The 21,293-nt window shown below is 67.4% G+C and carries 19 protein-coding genes, 1 tRNA gene and 1 pseudogene; 7 read left to right on the forward strand and 14 right to left on the reverse strand.

The genetic code is table 11. The features are described from left to right. The 3 genes and pseudogenes from E3T55_RS20150 to E3T55_RS01370 form a co-directional block, all read right to left on the reverse strand. Window positions 1-292, reverse strand: a pseudogene (locus E3T55_RS20150) (hypothetical protein); the annotation flags it as partial. 193 nt (window positions 293-485) lie between these two features. Continuing rightward, window positions 486-950 (reverse strand): hypothetical protein, encoded by a 465-nt coding sequence (locus E3T55_RS01365; protein ID WP_134517790.1) that lies wholly within the window; start codon window positions 948-950, stop codon window positions 486-488. Continuing rightward, window positions 947-1,651, reverse strand: coding sequence for a GntR family transcriptional regulator (locus tag E3T55_RS01370; RefSeq protein WP_134517791.1), 705 nt, complete (start codon window positions 1,649-1,651; stop codon window positions 947-949). Before E3T55_RS01370 ends, E3T55_RS01365 begins: the two co-directional genes overlap by 4 nt. A gap of 100 nt (window positions 1,652-1,751) precedes the next feature. Between E3T55_RS01370 and E3T55_RS01375 the strand changes: the two genes are divergently transcribed. Beyond that, complete coding sequence (locus E3T55_RS01375) at window positions 1,752-3,494, forward strand: L-lactate permease (protein ID WP_241992778.1); 1,743 nt, start codon at window positions 1,752-1,754, stop codon at window positions 3,492-3,494. Then, window positions 3,494-6,370, forward strand: coding sequence for an FAD-binding and (Fe-S)-binding domain-containing protein (locus E3T55_RS01380; RefSeq protein ID WP_134517792.1), 2,877 nt, complete (start codon window positions 3,494-3,496; stop codon window positions 6,368-6,370). Before E3T55_RS01375 ends, E3T55_RS01380 begins: the two co-directional genes overlap by 1 nt. Before the next feature lie 12 nt (window positions 6,371-6,382). On the opposite strand, the gene E3T55_RS01385 is transcribed toward E3T55_RS01380, so the two are convergent. After that, on the reverse strand, window positions 6,383-6,817 hold the full coding sequence (locus tag E3T55_RS01385) for a DoxX family protein (protein WP_134517793.1): 435 nt from the start codon (window positions 6,815-6,817) through the stop codon (window positions 6,383-6,385). A gap of 167 nt (window positions 6,818-6,984) precedes the next feature. Next, window positions 6,985-7,230: a hypothetical protein gene (locus E3T55_RS01390; RefSeq protein ID WP_134517794.1), complete on the reverse strand. Its 246-nt coding sequence runs from the start codon at window positions 7,228-7,230 to the stop codon at window positions 6,985-6,987. A 127-nt stretch (window positions 7,231-7,357) separates the two neighbouring features. Here E3T55_RS01390 and E3T55_RS01395 point away from each other — a divergent pair, with 127 nt between their 5' ends. Then, on the forward strand, window positions 7,358-8,281 hold the full coding sequence (locus E3T55_RS01395) for an NAD-dependent epimerase/dehydratase family protein (RefSeq protein WP_134517795.1): 924 nt from the start codon (window positions 7,358-7,360) through the stop codon (window positions 8,279-8,281). Here the strand turns inward: E3T55_RS01395 and E3T55_RS01400 are convergent. Next, window positions 8,274-8,723: an SRPBCC family protein gene (locus tag E3T55_RS01400; RefSeq protein ID WP_134517796.1), complete on the reverse strand. Its 450-nt coding sequence runs from the start codon at window positions 8,721-8,723 to the stop codon at window positions 8,274-8,276. The two genes, E3T55_RS01395 and E3T55_RS01400, sit on opposite strands and share 8 nt — an antisense overlap. 274 nt (window positions 8,724-8,997) lie before the next feature. On the opposite strand from E3T55_RS01400, the gene E3T55_RS01405 reads away from it, so the two are divergent. Together E3T55_RS01405 and E3T55_RS01410 are read left to right on the forward strand one after the other, a co-directional pair. Continuing rightward, a complete protein-coding gene (locus E3T55_RS01405) occupies window positions 8,998-9,549 on the forward strand; it encodes a hypothetical protein (RefSeq protein WP_174775411.1) in 552 nt (183 codons plus the stop codon). Window positions 9,550-9,604: 55 nt separating this feature from the next. Next, complete coding sequence (locus tag E3T55_RS01410; RefSeq protein WP_134517797.1) at window positions 9,605-9,799, forward strand: hypothetical protein; 195 nt, start codon at window positions 9,605-9,607, stop codon at window positions 9,797-9,799. A gap of 367 nt (window positions 9,800-10,166) precedes the next feature. On the opposite strand, the gene treZ is transcribed toward E3T55_RS01410, so the two are convergent. From treZ to glgX, 3 genes are read right to left on the reverse strand one after another with little or no spacing between them, the layout of a single operon-like run. Next, window positions 10,167-11,954, reverse strand: a complete 1,788-nt coding sequence (treZ, locus tag E3T55_RS01415; RefSeq protein WP_134517798.1) for a malto-oligosyltrehalose trehalohydrolase — start codon at window positions 11,952-11,954, stop codon at window positions 10,167-10,169. Continuing rightward, entirely contained in the window at window positions 11,954-14,383 is a 2,430-nt protein-coding gene (gene treY, locus E3T55_RS01420; protein WP_134517799.1) for a malto-oligosyltrehalose synthase, read from the reverse strand. Before treY ends, treZ begins: the two co-directional genes overlap by 1 nt. Next, on the reverse strand, window positions 14,380-16,740 hold the full coding sequence (gene glgX / locus E3T55_RS01425) for a glycogen debranching protein GlgX (RefSeq protein ID WP_134517800.1): 2,361 nt from the start codon (window positions 16,738-16,740) through the stop codon (window positions 14,380-14,382). The genes treY and glgX overlap by 4 nt, the downstream gene beginning before the upstream one ends. Window positions 16,741-16,965: 225 nt before the next feature. On the opposite strand from glgX, the gene E3T55_RS01430 reads away from it, so the two are divergent. After that, window positions 16,966-17,343, forward strand: a complete 378-nt coding sequence (locus E3T55_RS01430) for a hypothetical protein (RefSeq protein WP_134517801.1) — start codon at window positions 16,966-16,968, stop codon at window positions 17,341-17,343. Between the two features lie 9 nt (window positions 17,344-17,352). Here E3T55_RS01430 and E3T55_RS01435 read toward each other — a convergent pair whose 3' ends face one another. Then, complete coding sequence (locus E3T55_RS01435; RefSeq protein ID WP_241992779.1) at window positions 17,353-17,769, reverse strand: YchJ family protein; 417 nt, start codon at window positions 17,767-17,769, stop codon at window positions 17,353-17,355. Window positions 17,770-17,918: 149 nt separating this feature from the next. Here E3T55_RS01435 and E3T55_RS01440 point away from each other — a divergent pair, with 149 nt between their 5' ends. Continuing rightward, window positions 17,919-19,211, forward strand: a complete 1,293-nt coding sequence (locus E3T55_RS01440; protein ID WP_134517803.1) for a CynX/NimT family MFS transporter — start codon at window positions 17,919-17,921, stop codon at window positions 19,209-19,211. A gap of 40 nt (window positions 19,212-19,251) precedes the next feature. Here the strand turns inward: E3T55_RS01440 and E3T55_RS01445 are convergent, their stop codons facing one another. From E3T55_RS01445 to rsfS, 4 genes are all read right to left on the reverse strand, one after another. Further along, window positions 19,252-20,025 carry an ACT domain-containing protein gene (locus E3T55_RS01445; RefSeq protein WP_241992780.1) on the reverse strand — a complete coding sequence of 258 codons (774 nt, stop codon included), beginning with the start codon at window positions 20,023-20,025 and terminating at the stop codon, window positions 19,252-19,254. Between the two features lie 244 nt (window positions 20,026-20,269). Next, window positions 20,270-20,629, reverse strand: a complete 360-nt coding sequence (locus E3T55_RS01450; RefSeq protein WP_134517804.1) for a TIGR02611 family protein — start codon at window positions 20,627-20,629, stop codon at window positions 20,270-20,272. 123 nt (window positions 20,630-20,752) lie between these two features. Next, window positions 20,753-20,826, reverse strand: a tRNA-Ala gene (locus tag E3T55_RS01455). A 70-nt stretch (window positions 20,827-20,896) separates the two neighbouring features. Beyond that, window positions 20,897-21,274 carry a ribosome silencing factor gene (gene rsfS, locus E3T55_RS01460; protein ID WP_134517805.1) on the reverse strand — a complete coding sequence of 126 codons (378 nt, stop codon included), beginning with the start codon at window positions 21,272-21,274 and terminating at the stop codon, window positions 20,897-20,899. Window positions 21,275-21,293: the final 19 nt, after the last annotated feature.

Below are 21,293 nucleotides of genomic sequence, written 5' to 3' on the forward strand. Positions count from 1 at the left end.
CGGGCCGGGTCTCCGGAGCGGGCAGCGGGGCCGGCGCGAAGGTCGACGCGGGCGCAGACGCGGGCGCGGGCGCGGCGGCGGGCGCCGCGGCGATGCTGGAGGCCGAAGCGGTCGACGCGGGCGACTCCGATGCACCGTAGGTGTTCGACGCACCGGACGCACTCGGCGTGCTCGGCGTGCTCGATGCGCGCGGCGTGACCGGCTGAATCACCTCGGTCAGCTGGCTGTCGGCCGCCCAGGACGGGGACTCACCGGGGATACGCATGGGGGTGGTGGGGGGATTCTCAGTCATGTCTCGCTCCGTCGTCCTCGAGGTGGTGAGGCAATCACCGTTGCGGGCGATCACCGTGGCAGAATTCTGTGCTGGCCGTATCTGTGCTGGCCGTATCTGTGCTGGCCGTATCTGTGCTGGCCGTATCTGTGCTGCGAGCACATCCAGTGTGCACGCGCTGGGCCATTTTAGGCTGGCGAACTGTGGATCTGTCTCAGGAAGGCGGGAACACGCGTTTGTACGTGCGCCCGTCCGGCAGGGTGACCTCGCGACTTTCAAGGGTTCCGCGGCTCACCTGCAGGTAGATCGCCGAGGCGGTGACGCCCAGCCGAGCCGCCGCTTCGGCCACCGACAGGCCCGGCAGGTCGGTGGGCACCGAACTGGGCCGCGCGCTTCGCTTGCGTCCCGCGGCCAGGCGCGCGGCGATCTCCGCATCGGTGCCGAGCCAGCGCCAGCGAGCCGCGGCGGCCTTGAGGCCGGCCGCCTCGGCGACGTCGTCCCAACCGGCACCGGCGGTGACCGCGGCCCGCACGCTCGCGAGCGTGGCGGCATCCGTCTCGAGGGCGTTCTGCAGCGCGCGGATGCCCCGCAGCACCTCGAGCGGGTCGGCTCCCTCGTCGGCATTGAGCGCGGCCAGGCGCTGCAGGGCGATTGCCGTATCGGGGTCGAGGTGGGTCATGACCGAGCCAGCAGGTCGGTCGGCGCGTCGGCCTGCGGGCCCGGCTCGCCGCCGAGGGCCTTGATCAGGCGTTCGCGGGCCCGCCCCAGGTGGTCATCGAGCAGCGCGGCGGCCGCATCGCCCTCACCGGCCGCGATCAGCTCGAGAATGCGCTCATGCTCGGCGTAGATCAGGCCAGGCGCGAGCAGATTGAGCGACTGCACACGGTTCATACACAGGCGCACCTCGCTCATCAGCGATCGGTACATCTTGCTCATGCGATCGCTCCCGACCGCATCGATCAGACTCAGGTGAAAGCGGATGTCCGGCTCGATCAGATCGGTCGGCGTGCCCTCGGACAGGCGGCCGATCTCGGCGTTGGCGGCCACGGCATCCGTCGGCACGAGCCGCGTGCGTGCCAGCCGCCTCAGAATTTCGCTCTCGAGGTAGGCCCTGGCATGGTAAATGTCGCTGACCGCGGCGGGGCCGAGGGCCGCGACCCTCGCGGTCTTGTGCAAACCACGCACGAGCAGGCCCTCGGCGACGAGTCGCTCAATCGCGGCCTTGACCGTGGGCCGCGCCACGTTGTACGCGGCGGCCATGTCGGTTTCGGTGAGCGGCGTGTCGGCGGTGAGCTCGCCGGAGAACATGCGCGCACGCAGGTCGGCGGCAATCGCGTCCACGATGGAGGTGGCCGTGACGGGGATGCTCTGGGGAGTCATAATCTTCTATCTTGCCAGACCGGACTTCATGGTTGATTGACTTACTTGTGAACTTGTTAGACAATATTCAGGACGTCACGCTGGGTGGCGCGTTCTCAGTGTGGAGACCCTCATCGTTCAGCCCGTCACGGAACTCTTTCCGCAAGTCACGGATCCCATCTTCGGGAATCTGGTCCTCTCGGCCGTCTGCGCCGCTCTCCCCCTCGTGCTGCTGTTCGTGCTGCTCGGCGTCTTCCGCGTCAAGGCGCACAAGGCGGCCCTCGCGAGCCTGCTGCTGTCGATCGTGCTCGCCGTCGTCGGCTGGCAGATGCCGGTCGGCCAGGCACTCAGCGCCGCCGCGGCCGGCGCGTTCTACGGCCTGTTCCCGATTCTCTGGATCCTCGTCAACGCCCTGTGGATCTACAAGCTCACCGTGGCGACTCCGTGGTTCGAGGTGTTGGGCCGCACCATCCGCTCGATCACCAACGACCTGCGCATTCTCTCAATCCTGATCGCGTTCTGCTTCGGCGCCCTGCTCGAGTCGCTCGCCGGCTTCGGCGCGCCGGTCGCGATCTCGGCCGCGATGCTGATGGCGGCCGGCATGAAGCCGCTGAAATCGGCCCTCGTGTCGCTGCTGGCCAACACCGCGCCGGTCGCATTCGGCGCAATGGCCGCCCCGATCATCGCCCTCAACGGCGTGACCGGCATCCCGGTGCAGGAGCTCTCGCAGATGGCCGGCCGCCAGACGCCGTTCATCGCCATTCTGGTCCCGCTTATTCTCGTGTTCATGGTCGACGGCAAGCGCGGCCTGAGGCAGACCTGGCCGGTCGCCCTGGTCGCCGGATTCGTCTTCGGCCTCTCCCAGTTCGTCACCGCGAACTTCTTCGCGGTCGAGCTCACCGACGTCGTCGCGGCCGTCGCGACCGTTACCGCCGTGTTGATCATGCTGAAGTTCTGGCAGCCGCGCGAAATCATCGGCGTGACGGATGTCGATTCCGGCAATGCCGTATCGGCCGGCGGCGACTCCGCCCCCGTTCTCGCCGGCCGCGCCGGTACCGTTCCGGTCGCCCCGGCGCCCGAGACGGGCACGACCGCCGTGCTCGAGAAGACCACGCGCCCGCCGGCGGGACAGGTCTTCATGTCTGTCGCGCCGTACCTGATCATCATGACCATCTTCTCGATCGCGCAGATTCCCGCGATCAAGACCTGGCTCAGTGCGATCGGCAGCGTCACCTTCCCGTGGCCCGGCCTCGACGTCGTCAACGCCGCGGGTGACCCGGTTCCCGCGCAGACCTTCAAGCTCGACCACATCAAGGCCACCGGAACCCTGCTGATGCTCTCCGGCATCGTCACCATGGCGCTCTACCGGATGTCGATTCGCCAGGGCCTCGCCACTTACTGGCAGACCCTCGTGCAGCTGCGCTGGACGATCGTGACCGTTACCGCGGTGCTGAGCCTCTCGTTCGTCATGAACCTCTCTGGCCAGACCAACTCGCTCGGTGTCGCCCTCGCCACGACCGGCGTGTTCTTCGCGGTGCTCTCCCCCGTCATCGGCTGGCTCGGCGTCGCCCTGACCGGCTCCGACACCTCGTCGAACTCACTGTTCGGCCAGTTGCAGGTCTCCGCGGCGACCGAGACCGGCCTGTCGCCAACGCTGATGGCCGCCGCGAACTCCTCCGCCGGCGTGCTCGGCAAGATGCTCAGCGTGCAGAACCTCGCCGTGGCCGCCGCCGCGGTCGGCATGGCCGGCGAGGAGAGCACCCTGTTCCGCAAGCTGATCGGCTGGAGCCTGAGCCTGCTGCTGCTGATCACCGTGCTGATCGTGCTGCAGTCCACCCCCGTGCTCGGCTGGATGGTTCCGTAATGCCGATTGGGTCGGACAGCGCCGACACCCTGACGCGGCGCACAGCTACGACCGAACCGGGCGCGGCATCCGCTGCCCTGCTCGACTCGCTGCGCACCGCCGTCGCCGACCCGACCCGCGTCAAGACCCGGGCCATCGACCGGCACGCCAACGCGCACGACGCCTCGCACTTTCTGCTGATCCCGCAGGCGGTCGTCGTGGCGCAGGATGCCGGCGAGGTCGGCCGGCTGCTGCGTGCGAGCGCCGCTCAGGGTGTCGCCCTCACCTTTCGCTCCGGCGGCACCAGCCTCAGCGGCCAGGCCCTCACCGACGGAGTTCTCGTCGACGTGCGCCGCAACTTCACGAAGATCGAGGTGCTCGACGGCGGCGCCCGGGTGCGCGTGCAGCCCGGCGTCACCGTGCGCGCCCTCAACAACCGGCTCGCCCGCTACGGCCGCAAGTTCGGGCCCGACCCGGCGAGCGAATCCGCCTGCACCATCGGCGGCGTCATCGCGAACAATTCTTCGGGCATGGCCTGCGGCACGACCGACAACACCTACCGCACCCTCGAATCGCTCACGCTGGTGCTGCCGAGCGGCACCGTGATCGACACCGGTGAAGCGGATGCCGATGCCCGGCTGCGCGCGCTCGAACCGGCCCTGCATGAGGGCCTGCTGCGCCTGGCGCGGCGGGTACGCGGCAATCCGGCATCCGTCGCGACCATCGAGCGCCAGTTCGCGATGAAGAACACCATGGGCTACGGCGTGAATTCGCTTCTCGACTACGACCGGCCGGTCGACATTCTCGCGCACCTGATCGTGGGCAGCGAGGGCACTCTGTGCTTCGTCGCCGAGGCCGTGTTCCGCACCATCCCCAAGCTCGCCCACGTCACCACGAGCCTGCTGGTCTTCGACGACCTCGAGGCGGCCAACGCGGCGCTGCCGGCGCTCGTCGAGACGGGCGCCGCGACCCTCGAGCTGATGGACGCGCTCTCGCTCAAGGTCGGGCAGAGCCTGCCCGACGCGCCGCCGATCATTCGCGACCTCGCCGTCGTCGATCACGCCACCCTGCTGGTGGAATACCACGCCGACAGCGCCGAACGCCTCGCCGAACTGCAGGGCACCGGCGTGACACTCGCCGCCGGTCTCGGCCTGTCGAGTCCGGCCGAGTTCAGCAGCGACGCCGCGGCGCGCGCGCAGATGTGGCACCTGCGCAAGGGCCTCTACGCGGCCGTCGCCGGCGCCCGCCCGCAGGGCACGACCGCGCTGCTCGAAGACGTCGTGGTGCCCGTTCCGGCCCTCGGCCGCACCTGCATCGAGCTGATCTCGCTCTTTGACCGGTACCAGTACCGGGACAGCGTGATCTTCGGGCATGCCAAAGACGGCAACATCCACTTCATGCTCACCGACGGCTTCGCCGGCACCGAGTCCCTCGACCGCTACCGGGACTTCACCGAGGACATGGTCGAGCTCGTGCTCGGCGAGGGCGGCTCGCTCAAGGCCGAACACGGCACCGGGCGGGTGATGGCGCCCTACGTGCGCCGCCAATACGGCGACGAGCTCTATGACGTGATGCGCCAGATCAAGCTGCTGTGCGACCCGGCCGGCCTGCTCAACCCCGGCGTGCTCATGAACGACGACGCCGAGGTGCATTTACGCGACATCAAGTCCACGCCCGCCGTGGCCGAAGAAGTCGACCGTTGTGTCTCGTGCGGCTACTGCGAACCGGTCTGCCCGAGCCGGGAGATCACCCTGACCCCGCGGCAGCGCATCGTCACCCTGCGCGCGATCGAACAGGCCCGCCTGGACGGCGACACGGCCCTGGTCGCCGAGCTCACCAAGGATTACGACTACAACGCCGTGCAGACCTGCGCCGTCGACGGCATGTGCCAGACGGCCTGCCCGGTGCAGATCGACACCGGCCTGCTCGTGAAGAGCCTGCGCAAGAAAGACGCCGGCCCGGTCGCGAACGCGGTCTGGAACGTCGCCGCGAAGAACTGGAGCACCGTCACGCGCGGCGCCGGCCTCGCCCTCACCGTGGTGCAGAAGGTCCCGACGCCCGTCGTGCACGCGCCCAACGTGCTCGCCCGCGCGGTGCTCGGCACCGACACGGTTCCCCTCTACTCGGGCGAACTGCCGGCGGGAGGCGTGTCCCGCACCCGGCCGGCGCCGGTGGGGGCGGCATCCGTCGTCTACTTCCCGGCCTGCGTGAGCACCATGTTCGGGGCGGCGGACAAGGCGACGCCGGGTGTGCAGATCAGCTTTGAGGAACTCTGCGCGCGCGCCGGCATCACGCTGCTCGTGCCGCCGGCCATCGACAGCCTCTGCTGCGGCACGCCGTGGGCGTCCAAGGGCATGGCGACCGGCCAGGCGTCGATGCGAGCCCGCACCCTCGCGGCCCTGCACGAGGCGACGGATGGCGGCCGGCTCACGATCATCTGCGACGCCTCCTCGTGCACCGAGGGACTGCGGCAGAGCATCGAGAGCGACCAGAGCGACGTGCGGCTGCGGGTGATGGATGCCGTCGAATTCGCCGCGACGCAGATTCTGCCTTCGCTCCCCCAATACACGAAGCTTCCCTCGCTCGCCCTGCACCCGACGTGCTCGTCGACCCGCATGGGCATCAACTCCTCGCTCGACAGCGTCGCGGCCGCGGTGGCCGACCGCGTCGACGTGCCCGAGAACTGGGGCTGCTGCGGCTTCGCCGGCGACCGCGGCATGCTGCATCCTGAGCTCACCGAGTCGGCGACGCGCGTGCAGGCCGCCGAAGTCGAGGCGTTCGGGGCATCCGCTCACGCCTCGTGCAACCGCACCTGCGAGCTCGGCATGACCCGGGCCACCGAGGAGCCGTACCGGCACGTGCTCGAGCTGCTCGCCGACGTGACGCGGCCCGCGTAGGCGAGCTGCCGGTTAGTCGCGTCGGCGAGCGCGCCAGGCCGCCCAGGCGCCGGTCGACCAAAGCGCCCAGAGCACGAGCAACGGCTGGAACAGCAGCCGGATGCCGCGGGACAGCTGCGAATCAAGGCCGAAGGAGTCCGTTTCGGTCACGAACTGCGACACGTTGCCGGGAAAGATCGCCACGAAGAACGCGGCCACGAGCCAGCCGACCGGCACCCGATATCGCCACAGCACGAGCAGGGCGAGGCCGAGCACGATCTCCACGATGCCCGAAGCGACGACGACAAAATCTCCCGGCAGCGGCAACCATTCTGGAACCTGGGCCAGAAAAGCCGTGCGGTTGACGGTGAGGTGGCTGACGCCGGCCGTCAGCAGGAACGCGCCCAGCAGCATCCGCCCGAGGTGTTGGACAACGGATGCCCGGCGCGGCCGAGTCTTGGATTGCATTTCCTCACTCTATGTCTTCGCCCTGGCGAGATAGACAAGGTAGATTGTCGGCCTGCGAATGGGGAGTAACCCGGGGCGGCTGCGGCAGGCCGACGCCCTGCTGAGGCGCGTCGTCGTCGGACTGCCCGAGAGCGCCACCTACACGGGCGTCTCAGACCTGCCCTGATCTACCTACTCTGGGTCGAGTCGCCTGCCTTGGTGAACACGCGAATTCCCTGAAACGCCCACATGACGGCGACGACGAGCAGCACGATGCTGGTGATGTAGTCGAACCACTCCGTCGGCCAGCCCATGAGCAGCACGACAACGACGAGCAGCGCGATCGCTCCGGCGATCTTGAGCGCGCCGGCACGTTTCGAGCGGATGCCTGACTCGGCGGTTTCAGCGCCGGTCGGGTTTTCAGTAGTTTCCATGTAGCAATACTATGGTGAGCCCCCGCGGTCTCCCGGCAGCGAGTCAGTCCACGCCGCTGCCGTATTCTCGGTCTGTCATACTCCGCGGGACACACCTGACGCGCCCGAATCGAAGCGATTGGACCCCATGAACACCCAGCTCGTCGTAGGAGCCGGCCTGATCGGCCGTCCGCTCGCCGAACGCCTCGCCGCGCGCGGCGATACGGTGACCATCGCGACCCGCTCGGGCTCTGCCGCGCAGGGGGCCGCCACGCTCGTGCTGGATGCGAGTGATCCGGCCGCCTTCACGCGCGCCGCAACGGATGTCTCCACCATCTTTCTCTGCACGAATCCGCCGTACACCGACTGGGCCAGGCAGTGGCCGCCCATCATTGACGCGGCGATCGCCGCAGCCTCCGCTACCGGCGCCCGGATCGTGGTGATGGGCAACCTCTACCCGTACGGGTCACCGACCGGTCCCATGACGGAGCACTCACCCGAGACGACGACCGAATCCAAGGGACTCATTCGCCGGGCCGCATGGGCTCAGGTGCGCGCCGCGCATGACGCCGGCCGTATCCAGGCCGTCGAAGTGCGCGCCAGCGACTATTTCGGGCCGGGAGCCACCGGAACCGCCCATCTCGGCGAGTCATTTTTCACCGCGGTGCTGCGCTCGAAGACGGCTCGCGGGGTCGGTACACCGCGGCTCGTGCACAGCTGGAGCTACCTGCCCGACATCGTGACGACCCTCATCGCCGCCGCTGACCACACGGGCGACTGGGGTCGAATCTGGCATGTTCCGAGCGCAACCGTCAGCCGCACCGACATCGTGGGGCAACTCAATGCACACTATGGCAGCCACGGTAAGGTCGCCGGTTATCCGCAGCTGATGTTGCGCTCGCTCGGTGTAGTCAACCCGATGATGCACGAAGTGTGGGCTTCCAGTTACCAGTTCGTGGTGCCGTACATCATCGATTCGACCGAGACCGAGCGTGAACTCGCTGTCGTCGCCACGCCGTGGAACGAAGCACTTCTCGCCACGGCCGAAAGTTACCGCGGCACAATCAGCTGACGATGCTCTGAAGAAACACATTGCGCCGCTCGATCAGTCTGCGCAGGTAGGTGGCGAGCACGAGACGTTCGACGACCCGACCGAGCGGCCCAAAGGGCGCCGCAAACGACACCCGATCGATCATCAGCGTACCGACGCCGTGCGGCAGAAAGACGTGCTCGTGGGTGAAGTAGCGAAACGGCCCCCGGACCTGTTCATCGGTGAAACTCGTGGGCGAGGTCATCGCCGTGATGCGGCTCGTCAGGCGCAGCGGCAGCCCGAAGTGCCAGGCGCGCCAGGTAACCTGCTCATGGATGCCGATGAGCCCGCTGCGAACACCACTGACGACAGTCTCGCGCGACCCCGACATGGACTCTGTGTGGGCGGTGATGTCCCGGGCCAGGTCGAAGAGCCGCTGCGGTGCCAGCGTCGACTCGGTGGTGCATTCGAACGAAATCGCCATGGGCCACAATCTAGCAGCGCCGACCATCCGCACAGGTTCCAAGCCGCGGCGCCCTGCGCGCGAAACGGCAGCACCGCGAAGATCAGAAGGCAGTGGGCACCACAACGGTGCATCCCGGGTTTGCGCCAATGCGCGCTGTGGTTTCGCAGCCCCGGATACAGCGCAGAGACCGGATCGGATGAATTATGCGGCACGAAGACGATCGGCAGGTACGGTCGGCAATATCAACCCTGAGTGGGATGCCGCACCCGTGCAGCTCCGACAGACTGGACGCATGACGACGACTGCCGAGCGAGTGCAACGACCCGACTATGCCGTCACGGTGCCACGCTGGGCGTTCTGGGTCGCCCACGCCGTACCCCTCTGCGTACTGCCCTCCGGACTGTGGCGTCTGGCGATGAGCGTGGGGATCCCCGTTGGCTTCAGCGATGCCGTACTGCGCGCGGACTACGATTTGCCCGGCTGGGGAGCCCTGTACACGATTGGTCTCGCGGTGATTCTCGAGGGTCTCGCTCTTCTCACCCTTGGCCTCGTCTATCCTTGGGGCGAGGTCGTCCCCCGGTGGATGCCCCTCATCGGCGGCAGGCCAGTACATCGCATGGCAGCGGTTATCCCGGCCTCCATCGGCGCCGCCCTGATCACCTGGATCAGCTTCAGCCAGCTCTTCTTGTGGGGCACGGTCGACGCCACCGACCTTCCCTTGATGGGGCTTACTTACGCACCCGTCCTCGCCTGGGGACCACTCCTCGCGGTGGCCACCGCCGCGTACTTCATCCGGCGCGGGAGGGGTTCCCCTCCCCTCGCTGAGCCGATGGAGAGGCCGTAACACGAGTTCAGCGCGGAGAATTGCCGGGCAGCGTGGCATCCTCTAGCGTGGAACCATGGCCACGCCCTCGATCGACAAGTCCAACCGCATCATTTTTCGCTTTGCGATCTTCTACAGCGTGTTCCTGCTGGCACTGGGCATCTGGGTGAGCGTCGTCATCGGTGATTGGATCCCCTTGCTGATCGCGTCCGGCCTCATCATCGTGCCCGTCGGCGGCATCAGCGCCTGGAACCGTCGCCCGTCCCGCTGACGCTGGCCACTGCCGGGAGAGCAGTCGGTCCCACGGTGGCGCAATCCCGTGCCGCCCCAGCCGATCTCCTCGGGCATGGGGCTATTTCTGGCTTCTCGCTCACGAAAAGCCAGAAAACGCCCCTTGGCAACCCCAATTACCTCGCGACAAGCCAAAAAATGCCCCTTGAGGTCGATTCAAGGGGCATTTTTTGGCTTTTCGCCTGATGGCAAAGCGGTGCAAGGGGCTATTTCTGGCTTTTCGTGAGCGAAAAGCCAGAAAACGCCCCTTGGCCGTCACCCCCGCCCGGGCTGACCCCGTCAATCGACCTCGTGGGGCCACCTCGGACATGTCGCGTGCCGACAACACGAAGAGAGCGCGCCGGTCGCTACTTCGGGTCGACAAGCGCGGCGGCGAGCACCACGAAGGCATGCGGGGCGAGCACGATCGAACCGGGCTGACGACGGATGATCGCGGCCGGCGCGGCCGCGAACGCCAGCAGCACCGCGCCATCCCCGGCCGGCAGCGCTTTCGGGGTCGCCGAGAAGTTGACGAGTACCTCGGTGTCGCCGCGCTTCAGGCACAGCCAGCGGGCATCCGCATCGAACTCCACGTCGATGTCGTCAAAGTACGGGCTGGTGAAGTCGGACACCTCTCGGCGCAGCCGCGCGAGATCGCGGTAGAGCCCCAGGACTCGCTCGTGCTCCGGCTGGCCGAGCTCGGACCAATCGAGCCTGGACCTCTCGAAGGTCTGCGGGTCTTGGGGGTCGGGCACCACGGCCGGGTCCCAGCCCATCTGGGCGAACTCTCTGATGCGGCCCTCGGCGGTCGCCCGCCCGAGCTCGGGTTCGGGATGCGAGGTGAAGAACTGCCAGGGTGTGCTCGCGCCCCATTCCTCCCCCATGAAGAGCATCGGCGTGTACGGGCCGAGCAGGGTGAGGGCGGCGGCGATGCCGAGCTGGCCCACATCCGCTGTCACGCTGAGCCGGTCGCCGATCGCGCGGTTGCCGATCTGGTCGTGGTTCTGTGAGGCGACGACGAGCCGCCAGGTCGGCACGGTATCGCTGTCGATCGGCCGACCGTGGCTGCGCCGCCGAAAGCTCGAGTAGCTGCCGTCGTGAAAGAAGCCCTGGTCGAGCACCTTCACGAGAGCGCTGAGGGGTTCGAAGTCGGCGTAATAGCCGCTGGTCTCGCCGGTGAGCGCGACATGCACGGCGTGGTGAAAGTCGTCGCTCCACTGGGCGGCGAGCCCGTAACCGTTGGCATCGCGCGGGGTGATCAGTCGAGGGTCGTTGAGGTCCGACTCCGCGATCAGGGTCAGGGGGCGGTCGACGGTCTCGCTGAGCACGTCGACCTCGACGGCCAGCTCTTCGAGCAGGTGCAGGGCGCGGCTGTCGCGCAGGGCGTGCACGGCATCGAGCCGCAGGCCGTCGACGTGGTAGTCGCCGAGCCACATGAGCGCGTTGTCGATGATGTAACGGCGCACCGGGTCGGAGTCGGGGCCGTCGAGGTTGAGCGAGGAACCCCAGGTGTTGCCGGCCTGAGTGCTGAGGTAGGGGCCATACTGCGGCAGGTAGTTGCCGCTCGGCCCGAGGTGGTTGTAGACGACGTCCTGGATCACGCCGAGACCTGCCTGGTGGCAGGCATCGACAAAGCGCTGGTAGGCCGCCGGGCCGCCGTACCCCTCGTGCACGGCGTACCAGAGCACTCCGTCGTAGCCCCAGTTGTGCGTGCCGTTGAACGCGTTCACCGGCAGCAGCTCGACGAAGTCGACGCCGATCGACTTCAGGTGCTCGAGGCGGCCGGCCGCCGCAGCGAGCGTGCCCTCCGGCGTGAAGGTGCCGAGGTGCAGTTCGTAGATCACGCCGCCGGCGAGCGGCCTGCCCGGCCACGCGCCGTCGCCCCAGGCGTACTCGGCCGGGTCGAAGGTGCGGCTGAACTCGTGCACGCCCTGCGGCTGCCATCGAGATCGCGGGTCGGGGAACGGCCCGTTGCCGTCGACCCGAAAGCCGTAGTCGATCGCGGCGTGCGGCTCGTCGGCGGACTGCTGCGCTGGCCGGTCGACCCGTGCCTGCCACCAGCCATCCGCTTGCCGCACCATCGGCTGGGCCCCGGCCTCCAGCACCAGCTCGACGACCGATGCCGTCGGTGCCCAGACGTCAAATGTGCGGCTCATCAGGACTCACTCTCATCGGGCAGCGCGGCCGGATCGTCGACAGGCTCGTCGGCGGGCAGGTCGTTCGGGATCAGCAGCGCCACCGGGTAGCGCTCAAGCAGCTCAGCGACCGAGGTCGCTCCCCCGGCGATGTGCGAACCCGTCAGTACGTCGAGGTACTCGCGGCCGGCCAGCAGGATCGTGGTGTCGCCCCAGCCGCCGCCGGCCTCGAGCCCGAGCGGCAGTCGGGTCGCGACGGTGATCGCGGCCCCGCGCTCGAACGCGATCACGTGCGCCGCGGCCGTTCCGAACGCGGCGACCGGGGCGTAGCGCGTGAACCGTTCGGGTTCGTCCCGGCGCAACCGCAGTGCCTCCGAGGTGACCAGCAGCTTGGCCGCGCCGGTCTCGTCGATCGGGGGGAGCCATCCGTCGTCAATGTTTTCGAGCAGGGCTCGCCGGGCGGCGTAGTCCACCGGGCGGCGATTGTCGGGGTCGACGAGGGAGGTTTGCCAGAGTTCGCTGCCCTGGTACACGTCGGGAACGCCCGGCGCGGTGAGCTGCAGAAGCTTGGCCGAGAGCGAGTTCGACCAACCGGCCTGCCGCACCCGGTCGACGAAGTCGGCGACGATCGCGCCCGTGACGCCGTCGTCGAGGCCGGCCACGAGGTCGCGCAGGGACTGCTCGAAGGGTTCGTTGGTGGCCGTCCATTCGGTGGAGGTGCCGGCCTCCCGCGCGGCCTTGAGCGCGTAGTCGCGCAGGCGTTCGGGGCCGGCCGGCCAGGACCCCACGATCGCCTGCCACAACAGGTTCTCGAAGGGGGCGTCACCGAGCGGGGCGGCGGCGCGCAGCCGCCCGAGGGTCGCCTGCCAGTCGCCCGGAATCTCGGCGAGTACCGAGATGCGCGCACGCACGTCTTCACCGCGCTTGGTGTCGTGGGTCGAGAGGGTCGTCATCGACGTCGGCCAGGCGGCCTGGCGCAACTGCTGCCGGCGATGAAACTCGGCCACGTCGACGGCGAACTCGTCGGGGTCGGCGCCGACCTCATTGAGCGAGGTCAGCCGGCTGAACCGGTAGTACGAGGTGTCTTCGACGCCCTTGGCCATGACCATGCCCGAGGTCTGCTGAAAGCGCACGGCGGCCGGATGCGCCGGGTCGTTCAGCACGGGCAGCAACCGGTCGATCTGCTGCGACAGGTCGGGGCGGTGGGTGCGGGCGCGGGTGGCGGCGAGTTGAAGATGCTCGGCGCCGAGGGGCAGGTAAGAACGGTAGACCGGAAAGCACGCGAGCAGTTCGGCGATCGCATCAGCATCAGCATCAGCACCAGCACCGCCCGGCTCCGCAACGAGCCGGGCCAGCCGCAGCACCTCGGAACGCAGAATCCCATCGGTGATGCTGCGTTTCTGCTCGTGCACCATCGCTGCCCACGACACCGGTGCCGGCGTGGCCGCTTCCGGATCGTGCAGGCGTGCCTCGAGGGCGTCAAGCGGCCCCTCACCGGCCGGGTCCACGAGCACCCGGTCGACGTCGGCGAGGGCGTCGTAGCCGCTCGTGCCCGACGTGGACCAGTTCGTCGGCAGCTGCTCACGGCCGTCCAGAATCTTCTCGACCACGATGTATTTCTCGGCCAGCACCTCGCCTTCGGCGTGCTCACCGTCATCTTCGATCGTGCTCGTCGCGTCGCGCAGCAGGTCGAGGTAGCCGCCCGGGTCGGCAAGGCCGTCGGGGTGGTCGACGCGCAGACCCTGAGCGAGGCCCTCCCGCATCCAGCGCACGATCTCGGCGTGCGACTCGGCGAACACCCACGGCACCTCGACCCGGATCCCGGCAAGGCTGTTGACGCCGAAAAAGCGGCGGTAATTCAGCTCGGTGTCCGCGCGGCGCCAGCCCATCAGCGTGTAGTGCTGCCGGTCATGCACGACGCGAGCGGATGCCCCGTCGTCGGCGCTGCCCGGAGCCAGCGGATACGCATGGTCGTAGTAGCGCAGTTCGTCGCCGACAACCTCGAGCCGGTCGAGTTCCGAACCGCCCGCGGAATCGTCGCCGAGCACCGGCAGGCTGATCTTGCCGTTGCCGGCCTCCCAGTCCACGTCGAAGGCCTCGGCGTAGCGCGACTCCTGGCCGTGCCTAAGCAGGTCCCACCACCAGGAGTTTGCGCGGGGCGTCGCGACGCCCATGTGGTTGGGCACAATGTCGACCAGGATGCCCCGGCCGGCCTCGGTCACGGCGGCGGCGAGCCGGGCGAGTGCCGCAGGTCCCCCGCGGGCCGGGTCGACGGCGGCGTGGTCGACGACGTCGTAGCCGTGCTCCGACCCCGGCTCGGCGCCGAGCAGCGGCGACAGGTAGATCCAGTCCGCGCCGAGATCGGTGACGTAGTCGAGAACCCCGGCCGCGGCATCCAGATCGAAGTCAGCGGTGATCTGCAGCCGATACGTCGAGGCCGGCACCCTCATTCGCCGGCGCCCTCGGCCTGGTGTTTGGCCCGCGGCTTCGACCGCGGCTTCGCCTTCGGCTTGGTCGGCGCCTCCGTCTCGGTCACACCCTTCGCAGGGCCCACGTTCGCAGGACGATCCTTCGCCGTGCCACCCGTTGCTGTCTCTTCGAGCAGATCCGGTGACAACTCACCGTCGGGCATGACCGGCACGACCGGCCCCGACAGCCCCGCGAGCGAGGCGGCCACGGAGTGGTCCGGTGTTGTCTCCGGCGGCTGGTAGGCCCGCATCACAACGAGCGAGCGAGCCGAGACGGTGTGGATGGCCCCCGCCGGGCGGGGAATCGAGTCCGCCCCCTCGCCGGCGGTGTCCACGACGATTTCCCAGGCCAGGGCGTAGTTCTTGGGCGGCAGGGTGAATTCCACGTCGTTCGGGTCGGCGTTGAAGCACAGCAGAAAGTTGACGTCGGTGACGTTCTTGCCGCGCGCGTCGCGCTCCCGAATGCCCTGGCCGTTGAGAAACTTGGCCACGGTACGGGCGAGGCTTTCGTCCCAGTCCTCGGCCTTCATCTCGTCACCGTCGGGGCTCAGCCAGACGATGTCGGGCAGGGCCGCGCCCTCGACCCGGCGACCCGGGTGCCCATCGAAGAACCGGCTGCGCCGAAACGTGGGGTGCTCTTTGCGCAGTCGACTGACGGCCGCCGTGAATTCGATGAGTGGGACATCCGCTTCATCCCAGTGAATCCAGCTGAGCTCGCTGTCCTGCGCGTAGGTGTTGTTGTTGCCCAGCTGAGTACGGCCGAGTTCATCGCCGTGCAGCAGCATGGGCACGCCCTGGGACAGCAGCAGCGTCGCGAGAAAGTTGCGCTGCTGGCGGGCCCGCAGGCCCCGCACCTCAGGGTCATCCGTGGGCCCCTCGGCGCCGGAGTTCCAGGACCGGTTGTGCGATTCGCCGTCCTGGTTGTTCTCGCCGTTGGCGTCGTTGTGCTTCTCGTTATACGAGACGAGGTCGGCGATGGTGAAGCCGTCGTGCGCGGTGATGAAGTTGATCGACGCGACCGGGCGGCGACCGGAGTGCTCGTACAGATCGGCCGAGCCGGCGACGCGGGAAGCGAATTCGCCGAGCGTCGACGGCTCGCCGCGCCAGAAGTCACGCACGGTGTCGCGGTACTTGCCGTTCCACTCAGACCACTGCGAGGGAAAGTTGCCCACCTGGTAGCCGCCAGGTCCCACGTCCCACGGTTCGGCGATGAGCTTGACCTGGCTGACCACGGGATCCTGCTGCACGAGCTCGAAAAAGGTCGAGAGCTTGTCGACGTCGTACAGGTCGCGGGCGAGAGCGCTCGCGAGATCGAAGCGAAAACCGTCGACGTGCATCTCGATCACCCAGTAGCGCAGGGAGTCCATGATCAGCTGCAAGGAGTGCGGATGACGCACGTTGAGCGTGTTGCCGGTGCCGGTGTAGTCCATGTAATAGCGCTTGTCATCGTCCATCAGGCGGTAGTACGCCTCGTTGTCGATGCCCTTGAACGAGATCGTCGGGCCGAGGTGGTTGCCCTCAGCGGTGTGGTTGTAGACCACGTCGAGAATGACCTCGATGCCGGCATCGTGCATGCTGCGCACCATGCCCTTGAACTCCTGTACCTGCTGGCCCAGGTCACCGGTCGAGGAGTACGCGTTGTGCGGGGCGAAGAAGCCGATGGTGTTGTAGCCCCAGTAGTTGCTCAGGCCCTGGTCCTGCAGGGTGCCCTCGTTCACGAACTGGTGAACGGGCATCAGCTCGATGGCGGTCACGCCGAGCTTTTGCAGGTGCTCGATGATCGACGGATGCGCCACCCCGGCATACGTGCCGCGCTGGGATTCCGGCACTTCGTTCTGCAGCTTCGTGAGCCCCTTCACGTGGGCCTCATAGATCAGCGACTCGCTGTAGGGGGTGCGCAGCGGCCGGTCGCCGGCCCAGTCGAAGAACGGGTTCACGACGACGCCGAGCATCATGTGCGGCGCGGAGTCCTCGTCGTTACGGGATTCCGGGTCGCCAAAGTTGTAAGAGAACAACGACGGGTCCCAGTCGATGGTGCCGCAGGTGGCCTTCGCGTACGGGTCGAGCAGCAGCTTGTTCGAGTTGGCGCGTTTGCCCTCGCCCGGCGCATACTCGGCGTGCACCCGATAGCCGTAGCGCTGCCCCGGCTGCACGAGCGGCAGGTAGCAGTGCCAGATGAACGCGGCTGACTCCCGCACCTCGACGCGGGTTTCCACCCCGTCGTCGTCGAAGAGGCAGAGCTCGACACGTTCGGCTGCCTCACTGAAGAGGGCGAAGTTGGTGCCACTGCCGTCGTAGGTCGCTCCGAGCGGGTAGGCGGTTCCGGGCCAGGTTTCCATGAGACTCCTCAAAGAGATCGGACGAGTGAGATCCACGGCCGGTCGGCCGCCGCACCCACTGGTTTACGCTACCTTGTCTCCGGTCGAATGCGAGTGCCGTTCGGGTGCTGGTCTTCGTCGCGGATGACGGCTGCGATGGTATCGGGCCCCAGTTTCACCGCAACCCGCCACAACCGGCGAGAATTGAAGCGTCGGTCAACCGCCGACAGAAGCGGCGGGAGCCCCATGACCGAGTCCGACCTCATCGCCCTGTGGATCAAGGCCCGCTGGCACCTCATCGTGTCGCAGATCGCGCCGACCTTTCTGTTGACGGCGCTCGTGGGGTTTCTCGCGATCGGACTCGATGGTGCCGACCTCGGCGTCAAGATCGGAGCCGCCGGAATTCTGCTCGCTTCGGGCATCCTCGGCGCCGTCGTGCAGATCTCGGCCGCGAATGAAGGCCTCGCGGTCATCGATGACCTGCGCATGATCGGAGCCCCGAGCGCGATCAGCCGCCGCATTGTCGCATCGGCGCCGTGGATCAACGTGGTGAGGTTCGGCACTCCGGCCGTCTTCGTCGTGGTCTACCTCGCGCTGCTCGGCGCCATGTTTCTGCCGGCCTGATCGAGACGGCTAGTCGAGCTCGCCGACATAGAACCAGTGCCGGTTCTCTTTCACGAAGCGGCTGGCCTCGTGCTGCTCATGACGCCGGCCGTGCAGGCGAAAGTGCGCGGTGAATTCGACCACGCCCATGGTGTCGAGCAGCCCGCCGCGATCGGCGCGGTGCACGTCGAGGCGCACCCACTGCAGGTCCTCGTCGAGTTGCAGGGTCTCCGGCCGGGTCGAGGGATGCCACGTGCTCAGCAGATACAGCGGCTCCCCCACCGCGAACGCCGAGTACCGCGCCCGCATCAGGGATTCCGCGGTCGGGGCGCGCAACTCACCGGCGTGCAGCCGCTGGCAGCAGGCGCCGTAGCTTTCACCACTGAGACAGGGGCAGCGCAGCGGCCTCGCCGGAGCGAGAACCTCACCAGAATTAGGAACAGTCACGATATCCATTATCGGCCGCCGCCGAGTGAAAATCCGGTTCTCCGCCTGCTGCGGGCACAATCTCTTCGGTTTCCGGGGTCGGGCAGGTCCAGTAACCTCAGGGAAGCGCACGACGACGTTGCGGGGCCGCCTAACGATCGAGGCACACGATGACTGACCGCACGACGGATGTCCCCGGACCGCACACTCACAGCGTGCCACCGCGGGTGCCCGCACCGGATCCCACGGCGGATCCTGGGGCAATCACCGGTGCCAGGGCGCTCTTCGTGCTGGGGTTGCTGCTCGTGCTCATCGGCCTCAACCTGCGCACCCTGTTCTCGAGTTTCGCCGCCGTGCTCACCGAGATTCGCGCCGACACCGGCATGTCGGTGCTCGTCGTGACGCTGCTGACCTCGGTACCGGTGCTGTTGCTCGGTGTGTTTGCTCCGGTTGCGCCGATCCTGGCCCGCAGGTTCGGCGCCGAACGGGTGATTCTCGGCGCGATGATGCTGCTCACGCTGGGCCTCGCGACCCGCGGCCTGGGCCTGCTGCCGGCCATGCTCATCGGCACGGCGGTGAGCGGTGCGTCGATCGCGATCGTCAACGTGCTGCTGCCGGGACTCGTGAAGCGCAACTTCCATCACCGGCTCGGACTCATGAGCGGCCTCTACACGATGTCAATCTGCGCGTCGGCGGCGCTCGGGGCCGGGCTGACGCATCCGCTGTTTGATGCGACGGGATCGTGGCAGTTCGCCCTGCTCGCGTGGACGATTCCGGCCGCCGTGATGGTGCTGCTGTGGACGCCGATCGCCGTACGGCAGAAGCACCTGCGACGGGCCTCCGTGGCGCAGGGCCCGAGCGTCTGGCGGTCGTCGACGGCGTGGAATATTACGATCTTCATGGTCTTGCAGGCCATGATGTCGTTCAGCGTGTTTGCCTGGCTTGCACCGATTCTGCGTGAGCGGGGCATCGATGGGGGCTCCGCCGGCCTGATCGTGTCGGTGTCGATCGTGCTGCAGATGGCCGGTTCGCTCGCCGCGCCCGCGCTGGCCGTTCGGCTGAGCGACCAGCGGGCAATCAACCTGGTGCTGGCGTTGATGGCCAGTGGCGGATTTGCCCTCAGTATCTTCGGACCACTCGAGCTGATCTGGGTGTGGACCGGGCTGCTCGGTCTCGGCCAGGGCGGCCTGACCGCCGTCGCACTGACCATGATCATTCTGCGCACCAGAGACGCGCACGCGGCCGCTCACCTGTCCGGCATGATGCAGGGCGTCGGTTACGGCCTCGGGTCCTCCGGCACCCTGCTCGTCGGGCAGTTGCACGCCGCGACCGGTACCTTCACGGCGGCCGGGGTGATGTTCCTCGTGATCGGGGCGCTCGCGGCGATCTTCGGGTACCGAGCCGGCCGGGATCGGTTCGTCGGCGAGGAACACGCGTTGCGAAACGCGGATCACACGCTCTAGAACGCCCAAATCGTGCGCCTTTCGACTAGGGATGCTCAATTTATCCGCTTTTCGTCACGGTTCCGGCTGAGGCGGCCTGGCCGAGGGTGACGACCTCTGCGAGTTCGGCGAGGCGGTGCGCGCGGCCGGCCTCGGCGGGCGTGAACGGGTCACCGGGACGCACGAAGTAGAGCGGGCCGTGCCAGCTCGTTGGAATCTTGATGAGGGTGCCGTCGTGCCGACTGCTGGGAGCCAGCATCCGCTCGGCGCCCTCGTCGAGATGCTCGGCCGAGAGCAGTTCGGCCACCGTGGCCACCAGTTCGCCCGGGTCGTGCGCGAGTCGGGTCGCGAGCGTGAGCGCCCGGCTCTGTCCGTCGGTGAGAGCCACGGGCGATGTGGGCCACACCCGGGTGTCGCGGCCGCCGCAGGCCTCGACCTCGGTGACGAGTTCGTCGTCGGTCAGGCTGCCCGGTGCGCTGAGAATGAACTCGTCCAGCACCCCGCCGGTGACCCGGTGCACATGGATGCTGAGAATGTTCGCGTCAAGTCGGGTGAAGCCGTGGGTGATGCGCTCCAGGGTGCCCGTGCCGTCGGGCAGCACGGTACGCACGCGCCAGAGGGCAGCGGATGCGTGCACCCGCCTGCGGCTGCGCAGCGCCGGCGCGTGCAGCCAGCGCCGAAGCAGGCGCCGGGCAGAGGGCTCCGCGACCCAGATCACCACGGCCGTCGCCGTGACGGCGAGGGTGAGCACCTTCGCGAGGTAGGGCATGCTCGTGCCCACGACGAGGGCGTGCACCAGAATCTCGATCGGCAGGATCGTGAGCACGTTCGCCACGGTAAGCCGTGTCTTTGACACCTCCGGCAGCTGGCCGCACTCGTGGCAGTGCAGGTCGGCCGTTTCCGGGCGCTTGCGCGTGGTGTCTGACGTGTTTGTCGTCTGTGCTGCGCGTCGTGCGCTCCCCCGGTTCATTCACCCAGCCTGCGGTGTCGCTGTTACGCCGGTGTTGCCGGCGCATCACGGTATCGGGTCAGTCGCGGTATCGGGTCAGTCACGGTATCAGGTCAGTCGCGGTATCGGGTCAGATCTGCACCGTGTCCCGATCCGCCGATTGTTGGCGGGCGGCGCGGCGTTGACGCCACCAGGCCAGCGCGCGGGTCAGAATGCGCTTGAGCAAGGCGGCGAGACGGTGTGCAGCGGGAAACTCGGTGCCGAGAGCGGCGAGGCCGATGAACACGATGAGCCAGCCGGGTCCGGGCAGCGGAATGAGGAGGATGCCGATCACAATGATGACGATGCCGAGCACGGCGACTGCGGCGCGATAAACCCAGCGCAGGTGAGGATGCTTCTCAACCCAGGCCCGGGCCCGGTGCAGAGCACGACGAATCGGACGTTGCGGGTCAGTGCCGCGTTCGATCGACGAATTCAGATTCGGGGACATCCGCCCAATTTACGCGACGATTCTGAGAGTGCGACAGCGGACATAAAAAACGGACACAAAAAACCCCGACCGAGGCCGGGGTTTTTGTGTCTTGCCTATTTCATACTTCTTATTTCTTGGGTGTGGATCCAAGGGGATTCGAACCCCTGACCCCCTGCATGCCATGCAGGTGCGCTACCGGGCTGCGCCATGGACCCAAATTTGTTTCGAATCTCTCCGAAACAACTTGTTTAGATTACTACATTTTCTACGAGAAGCAAATTCAGGCTAGTCCTGAACCTTGTGCGCGGGAAGCTCGATCGGTACGACCGGGCAATCTTTCCACAAACGCTCGAGACCGTAGTACTCGCGCTCTTCCTCGTGGAAAACGTGCACCACCAAGTCCCCAAAGTCTATCAGAACCCAGCGGCCCGCCGTGCGCCCCTCGCGACGCAGCGGCTTGTGGCCGGCCTCGATCAGCTTGTCTTCGATTTCGCCGGCGATGGCAATCACGTTGCGCTCTGAGCGGCCCGTGACCATGAAGAAGATGTCGGCGAGCGGAAGCGGGTTCGACACGTCGAGCGCGACGAGGTTTTCGCCGCCCTTGTCGTCGGCCGCGAGAACGGCCACCTGCAGAAGCTCGTGTGCGTGGGGTGTAGCGGTCATAAAGTTAAATCCTTGAGTC

It is taken from the genome of Cryobacterium frigoriphilum (assembly GCF_004403305.1).
GTDB classification, from domain to species: domain Bacteria; phylum Actinomycetota; class Actinomycetes; order Actinomycetales; family Microbacteriaceae; genus Cryobacterium; species Cryobacterium frigoriphilum.

Excerpts from the sequence above, each read along its gene's own strand:
- E3T55_RS01440 (WP_134517803.1), top strand. The coding sequence starts at position 17,919 with ATGACTGACCGCACGACGGATGTCCCCGGACCGCACACTCACAGCGTG.
- E3T55_RS01370 (WP_134517791.1), bottom strand. The coding sequence starts at position 1,651 with ATGACTCCCCAGAGCATCCCCGTCACGGCCACCTCCATCGTGGACGCG.
- E3T55_RS01385 (WP_134517793.1), bottom strand. The coding sequence starts at position 6,817 with ATGCAATCCAAGACTCGGCCGCGCCGGGCATCCGTTGTCCAACACCTC.
- E3T55_RS01400 (WP_134517796.1), bottom strand. The coding sequence starts at position 8,723 with ATGGCGATTTCGTTCGAATGCACCACCGAGTCGACGCTGGCACCGCAG.
- E3T55_RS01450 (WP_134517804.1), bottom strand. The coding sequence starts at position 20,629 with ATGTCCCCGAATCTGAATTCGTCGATCGAACGCGGCACTGACCCGCAA.
- glgX (WP_134517800.1), bottom strand. The coding sequence starts at position 16,740 with ATGGAAACCTGGCCCGGAACCGCCTACCCGCTCGGAGCGACCTACGAC.
- E3T55_RS01380 (WP_134517792.1), top strand. The coding sequence starts at position 3,494 with ATGCCGATTGGGTCGGACAGCGCCGACACCCTGACGCGGCGCACAGCT.
- E3T55_RS01395 (WP_134517795.1), top strand. The coding sequence starts at position 7,358 with ATGAACACCCAGCTCGTCGTAGGAGCCGGCCTGATCGGCCGTCCGCTC.
- E3T55_RS01405 (WP_174775411.1), top strand. The coding sequence starts at position 8,998 with ATGACGACGACTGCCGAGCGAGTGCAACGACCCGACTATGCCGTCACG.
- E3T55_RS01365 (WP_134517790.1), bottom strand. The coding sequence starts at position 950 with ATGACCCACCTCGACCCCGATACGGCAATCGCCCTGCAGCGCCTGGCC.
- rsfS (WP_134517805.1), bottom strand. The coding sequence starts at position 21,274 with ATGACCGCTACACCCCACGCACACGAGCTTCTGCAGGTGGCCGTTCTC.
- E3T55_RS01410 (WP_134517797.1), top strand. The coding sequence starts at position 9,605 with ATGGCCACGCCCTCGATCGACAAGTCCAACCGCATCATTTTTCGCTTT.
- E3T55_RS01390 (WP_134517794.1), bottom strand. The coding sequence starts at position 7,230 with ATGGAAACTACTGAAAACCCGACCGGCGCTGAAACCGCCGAGTCAGGC.
- treY (WP_134517799.1), bottom strand. The coding sequence starts at position 14,383 with ATGAGGGTGCCGGCCTCGACGTATCGGCTGCAGATCACCGCTGACTTC.
- E3T55_RS01430 (WP_134517801.1), top strand. The coding sequence starts at position 16,966 with ATGACCGAGTCCGACCTCATCGCCCTGTGGATCAAGGCCCGCTGGCAC.
- treZ (WP_134517798.1), bottom strand. The coding sequence starts at position 11,954 with ATGAGCCGCACATTTGACGTCTGGGCACCGACGGCATCGGTCGTCGAG.